The sequence below is a fragment of the Phormidesmis priestleyi BC1401 genome, from assembly GCF_001650195.1.
Classification (GTDB): domain Bacteria; phylum Cyanobacteriota; class Cyanobacteriia; order Leptolyngbyales; family Leptolyngbyaceae; genus Phormidesmis_A; species Phormidesmis_A priestleyi_B.
The window spans coordinates 1-6350 of the sequence record NZ_LXYR01000110.1; the positions used below are offsets into that span (position 1 = coordinate 1).

A 6350-nucleotide genomic window follows, 5' to 3' on the forward strand; every position below is an offset into this window, starting at 1 on the left:
TATCGTGATGATTCGGTTAATGCTCAAACGATTAACAAAGAACCACACCCGATGGAAAGAAAAGACCGCTTAATACTCATTTACAAACACACTCTAAAGACTTGAGGGATCTACTGTCCCGGCTTAAGTTGGTAGCCGTGGGACTAATGTTTTCTATTGAAGAGTTTATCATCGCTGTTTTTTGTTGTATGGACGACCTACTTCAGGAGATTACTCAAGGGCAAGCGATTCGTTAACAAGGTCGAACTCTCAACGCAAAAAATTAGTTTTTGCAGCAATTCTACTTGTGTGAATTCCTAATAAGAAGCGACGTTAATAAAGACTACTTAGCCCTCGAATAAAGTTCTCTTAATGTACTTCCAGTAAAGTGAGTCCTGTCTGTAAAAATCTTCCGCAGATCTACGGTTCTTCAACCATGAAATGGCAGACCTTACTGTCTTCACCTGTGTTGAATCCACCAATCAGTTCAATTGTCAACAGTTCTTCAATCCTTTTATCCGAGAGTTTAGCAATCGCGACTGTTCCAACTTCAGCCCAAGTTTTTACTTATTTACAGAACTTTATATTAGATTCACTAGCTGGGTCACTAAGTTAACCAAGCTGAGCGAATTCCGCTTTAAAGCCTGCAATTTACTGTTTTGTTTCTACACACCAATCTGAGTCTCATGATGATCGACCCCAAATCCTTGAACAGTAATTTTGGACTTGATACCAGCCTCCCGACCATCGCTAATTCCTCAACCTTGCAAGCTCCCATTGATGCCTCACTTGCCAAAGCTTCCGCCAGTGCAGGTAACGGTAAGTACGTCCTGCTGATTTCTGTCGATGGCTTGCGGGAAGCTGATTTAACCGACCCAAAACTCCAAGGTAGCTTGACCAATATTCGCAGTTTGGCCACAGGCGGTGTCACCTATACCAATGCGTACACCAGCGTCCCGTCTGATTCCTTCCCGGGTGAGCTGAACTATCTAACTGGTGCTGGGCCTGCTACCACTGGCGTTTATTACGATGACTCTTACTCCCGTACACTCAAGGCACCGGGTGCTACGAGCGCTACCCCTTTCGGCACTGAAGTGCAATATGCCGAAAACATTGACAAAGACCCCACGCTGCTGAATGGTGGCGGCGGCATTGACCCCACAAAGCTGCCTGTAGATGCTCAGGGTAATCCCGTCTATCCCCACAGCTTCTTGCAGGTCAACACCATCTTCAATGTGGCTCACGATGCTGGGTTAGTCACGGCTTTCGCTGATAAGCATCCGGCTTACGAGATTGCTAATGGTCCCAGCGGCAATGGCGTCAGTGATCTATACACCCCAGAAATCAATGCTTCAGTCGCGATCGAGAACGACAAGCTGGTCGATGCTTCGACCGCCCAAGACCCCAGCAAACTCACCTTTGCCACTACCACGACTAGCGTTAAGCTGACCGAAGCCAATGACGACCTGAAGGTGCAAGCGATCATCAATGAAATCAGCGGCTTGAATTCTTTGGGTACTCAGGCTAGTGGTGTCCCATCCCTGTTTGGTCTGAACTTCCAAGCGGTCAGCGTTGGTGAAAAGCTAACCACGGGAGGCATTGCCGCTGATGGCACGGTCTCAGCGACCTTAAAAGATGGACTGAGCCATACTGATGCCAGCATTGGGCAAATCGTCTCGGCCTTGAAGACCGCAGGCTTGTACGATTCCACTGAAATTGTGTTGACAGCCAAGCATGGGCAAAACCCCCGCATTGGAGCAGCCTCGTTAATTAAAGACGACATCTACACGAATGCTCTCGATGCGGCTGGCATTACAGTGGCCCAAGCAACTCAAGATGATGTCGCTTTGCTGTGGCTAGACAATCAAGCCCAAACCACTAGTGCCGCTCAAGTTCTCAATGATCTGAAGGCTGCCAACCCCAACTCAGGCATTGACACCGTGTTATTTGGCTCGGGCTTACAGCAGGCTGGCTTTGGCAACCCTACTCAAGAGTCCACAACACCGGACATTATTGTCAAGCTGAAGCCTAGGTATGTACTGGTAGGAAATCCCGCTAAACCTTCTAAGCAGGCAGAGCATGGCGGCTTCTCAGAGGATGATACCCATGTGGCACTGATTGTGGGTGGTGGGGCTGTAAACCCAGAACTAAGCGGCAGCATCCAGGCGACTCGCGTCAGCACCAAGCAAATCGCTGTGACCACTTTGCAGACCCTGGGGTTGAATCCGGAGGATTTGCAGGGAGCCGTTGCTGAGAAGACTCAAGCACTTCCCAGTCTGAACTCTTTATTGGAAGATGGCAAGGGAGGGCAGAAGACCTTTGCGATTTATCGAGGTGGCACAGCCGTCATTAAAAACTTTGGTGGTGTGGGTCAGGGTGCGGTTCCCGCTAGTGGCACGATCTCTGAGGCCGATACCCTCAAGTTTTTTGGAAACGGTTTGATTGCTAAAAACATGATCCTGGCCCCCCAGGGGAATGATTTGGTGATTACGTTTGAAGGCGTCAGCGATACCAAGGTGACGCTGCAGAACTTTAAGCTAGAGAACTTAGATAACCTGAGCCGTGCAACTGGTGCCGCTGTTGATCTCTACAACATTGTGTTTGATGGCCAAAAGCAGGGCACAGATAGCTTCGATGTATTCAATAACGATGCTCCCCGCGATGCGGTGTTCAATCGCAATACTGTCACCTATCTAGATGCGATCAGTCGTATAGTGACTGGATTTAATGACTCCAAGGACATCATCAATGCCCCCGTGGGTGACCACACTGTCTTCGCAGGCTCAGGTAATGACGTGCTGCGTGGCGGTGCTGGCTTCAACACCTTCTTTGGAGGCGATGGTAATGACACCCTAGAAGGCGGCAAGGGCGAAACTACGTTTGTCGGCGGCAAGGGCAAAGATACGTTTGTGATTGCACCAGGTGAGGGTCTGATCACGATCGCCGACTTTAAGCTGGGTAAAGACAAAATTGCTCTAGCGGGTGATTTAACCTTTGAGCAACTCAACATTGCTCAGGGTACAGGGTCCAACGAGACCGATGCCCTGATTCGTGAGAGTAAAACCGGCAAGTTGCTAGCCGTGGTCAAAGATATTCAAGCCAGCCTGTTAACAGTTGCCTTTGCCCCCTACCGCACGATTGCGGGTCCCGAAACTGCTACCACTCCGCAGGGATGGTTTTTGACTCCAGCAGGTAAACAAGTGCAATTGGTCGATCCAACCTCTGGTGTGTATGCAGATCGCCCTTATAACGTTGTCATCAGTCCCGATGGCAAAACCCTCGTAGTTAGCAACAACGGTCAGTCAACCCAATCCTTGATGGTCATCGATCGAGCGTCCGGTCATATCGTGCAAACCATTCCCTACGAAGGAAACGAAGCTCTATACATTGGACTGACGTTCAGCCCTGATGGCAAGCAACTCTATGCCTCTGCTGGCGGTAACAATAAGATCCGGGTGTACGACGTAAATGGACAAACCTTCACCGAAGATGCTGCCATTCCCATTCCGTTGCCCCAATCACCTAATGGCAAACCAGTTAACCTTTACGCGGGTGGCTTAACGATCTCTGCTAATGGCAAAACCCTCTACGTTGCTGACAACTTGGGCGATTCCATGACCGTGATCGATTTGCCAACTCGTGAAGTGACGGCTACGGTTCCCGTTGGACATAATCCTTATACGGTTGTGCTGTCTAACGATGGCAAAACCGCCTATGTCAGCAATTGGGGTGAAAAGTCAGTTTCTGTGATTGATTTGAGTGTTCCAACCTTGGCTCAAGGTCCGGCGATCTCAGTGGGCACTCACCCCAACGCCATGGCGCTCAACCCTACGAACAATGAACTCTATGTAGCTAATGCCGATAGTGACAATGTCTCTGTCATCGATACCCGAACCAAGCAAGTCATTCGGACAATCGACCTCTCCCCCTATCCTGGAGCTAAGGAAGGCAGCAGTCCCAATGCCTTGACGGTTTCTCCCGATGGCAAACTGCTCTATGTAGCGAACGCAACGAATAACGATGTTGCCGTAGTTCAATTAGGTGATGCCACCACGCTCGATCGGGTGAAAGGATTGATTCCCACAGCTTGGTATCCGACGGGGGTAGTCCTCTCTCCCGATGGCAAAGAACTCGATGTGATCAACGCCAAAGGTTTGGGGGCAGGTCCTAACCCGAATGGAGCCATTCCTTATCGCAATCCAGAGCAGGCACCAAATCAGTATGTTGGCTCCATGATTCAGGGAACGCTGTCACAAATCGATGTGTCCAACCCTGACATGCTCCAGCAATATACGCAGCAGGTGATCAAAAATAACGGGTTTGATGAGGGCAATAAAGTTCGCGTCGCCGGGATTCCTCAGGAAAACGTCATCCCCCTGAGACCAGGCGATCCTTCCCCGATTAAGCACGTGATTTACGTCATCAAGGAAAACCGCACCTTTGACCAGGTATTAGGCAGCCTCGGTCAAGGTAATGGCGATCCAAGTTTGAATTTGTTTGGTGATGAGTCAGCGCCGAACCAACGGCAACTGGCTCAACAGTTTGTCACCCTCGATAATTTCTACGCGGATGCCGAAGTCTCAGCGGACGGTTGGAACTGGTCTACTGGAGCGTTGGCTAATACCTACGTGCAGAAGAACTGGCCAGCCAATTACGCCGATGGCAACCGCAATCGTCCTTACGATTTTGAAGGTGGTAACCTCGCTACGTCACCCGGTAAAGATCCCCAAGATGCCTTCATCTGGAATAAGTTGAGCGACGCTGGAATTGACTACCGTAACTACGGATTCCGCGTTTTTGGTGGAAAAGTTGCCGCCACTGAACCCAGGTTAGCTACCAACACCGACCTGAACTTTGCGGGATTTGATTTGACCAAACCCGATTCCTCTCCCGAACTGTTTGCCACTCCCCAAAACCCCAACCCCGCTACTCGGATTGATGAATGGCTGAAGGAGTTCAACCAGTATGAGACCAATGGCACCCTTCCGACCGTGGAGTTTGTCCGCTTGCCGAGTGATCACACCGCCGGTACATTCGTTGGTGCACCGACACCGCGTGCCTATATGGCAGACAATGATCTGGCTCTAGGCAAACTGGTAGATGCCGTTTCCCATTCGGTTGACTGGAAGGACACCGCTATCTTTGTTCTGGAGGATGACGCTCAGGATGGCCCTGATCACGTCGATGCCCACCGCACGATTACTCAAGTCATCAGCCCCTATACCCAAACAGGCAAGGTTGACTCCACCTTCTACAGCACTGTTTCCATGCTGCGAACCATGGAGCTAATTGTGGGACTTGGACCGATGAGTCAGTACGATGCAGCGGCAACTCCCATGCTAAATAGCTTTACCAATCAACCTGATTTCACACCTTATACGGCCATTAAACCAACTCAAAATCTTGCCGAGAAGAACCCAGTGGGATCACCTCTAGGAGACAAATCTGTGGATTGGTCGGTAGAAGACCAGAACGAGGCCATTGAGAACTTGATGATTTGGAAGAGCGTTAAAGGTGCCGATAGCGCAATGCCGACGCCCATTACCCGATTCCGGGAGTTGGATGCTCAAGGCACGGCGCCAGCAACCTCCAACGGGGTGCGACCTCTACTTGATTTAGTAGGTCAAGCATGATATCACTGAGTGAGGCAACCAAGAGGTGGTGAGTATGAGCGCTCAATTGCTGAGTCAAGAAGGGACGCAAGTCAGGATAGAAGTGACGATAGACCTGAGTCATTCGCTGCTGACCAGTGAAGAAGCGATTCAGGAAAGCCTCAACGAGGCGGGTCGTATTGCCACTACAGCCGCTCTTGAGTATCTGGACACCGACGGTTCAGCCATTGAGATTGCCGGAGAGGTGATGCGAACCAAAGGCAAGCAGCCCAAAGCGTATCAAACGCCCTACGGAGAAGTCGTGATTGAACGCCATGTCTATCAGCGCTCTGGAGGCGGGAAAACGGATTGTCCGCTAGAGCGAGCGTCTCGCATCATCATCACCTCCACGCCTCTGTTTGCGAAACAAGTGTCCTCGAAACTGGCGTATGGTTCCGCCCGAGACGTGCAGCGAGACTTGGCTGAGAATCATCAACGCCCGGTCGCCGTGTCCTACATCCAGCGTCTCAGTGAAGCGGTGGCCACGATCATTGAGGTGAAAGAAGAAAGTTGGGACTATGTGCCCCCTCAACTAGACGCTGAAATTGCCAGTGTTGCCATTGGCTTAGATGGCACCTGTATGCTGTTGTGCGACACCGGATGGAGAGAAGCCATGGTCGGCACCATCAGTCTGTATGACGCGTTTGGAGACCGACAACACACCATTTATATGGGAGCCACCCCCGAATATGGCAAGGCGACGTTTCTGGAACGGCTAGA

General features: G+C 50.6%; 1 protein-coding gene and 1 pseudogene. Both read left to right on the plus strand.

Annotation, left to right across the window (positions count from 1 at the left end):
• The first annotated feature begins 743 nt into the window (after window positions 1–743).
• Window positions 744–5612, plus strand: a complete 4869-nt coding sequence (locus tag A8707_RS25215) for a beta-propeller fold lactonase family protein (RefSeq protein ID WP_197485066.1) — start codon at window positions 744–746, stop codon at window positions 5610–5612.
• 34 nt (window positions 5613–5646) lie between these two features.
• Window positions 5647–6350: pseudogene (locus A8707_RS25220) on the plus strand (ISKra4 family transposase); the annotation flags it as partial.